This is a genomic window from Streptomyces sp. NRRL S-1022, assembly GCF_000720135.1.
Classification (GTDB): Bacteria; Actinomycetota; Actinomycetes; order Streptomycetales; family Streptomycetaceae; genus Streptomyces.
In genome coordinates, this window is sequence record NZ_JOIU01000155.1 from 1 (window position 1) to 355 (window position 355).

At 70.1% G+C, this 355-nt stretch carries 1 pseudogene; it reads right to left on the bottom strand.

From position 1 onward, the window contains the following. Nucleotides 1-355 (bottom strand): annotated as a pseudogene (locus IG05_RS43270) (discoidin domain-containing protein); the annotation flags it as partial.

The following is a 355-nucleotide window of genomic DNA, read 5'->3' on the forward strand; positions in this document are numbered from 1 at the left end:
CCGGTGACCTGCGGGCGGTCGGTCCGGCACGTGCCGTACACCTGGAAGCCGTTGAGGCCCAGCGGGTTCGCGTTGGACCGCTTGTGCACGGTCATCCGGACCCAGCGTACGGTGACCGGCTTCGCCAGTCCGATCTCCACCTCCCCGCCCTTGCCCGAGTCGGTCCGGTAGACCTCGGTCCACGCCTTGTGGTCCCGCGACGTCTCGACGACGAAGTCCACCGCGCAGCTGGAGAGGATCTCCTGCCCCGTGGTGTCGGTGCGCGGATTGCCGCCGGGGGCGTCGACGTAGGGCGGGTCGTCGGAGGTCGCCTCGAAAGTGAGGCGGACCGACGTGACCTCGCACAGGGCCTGGA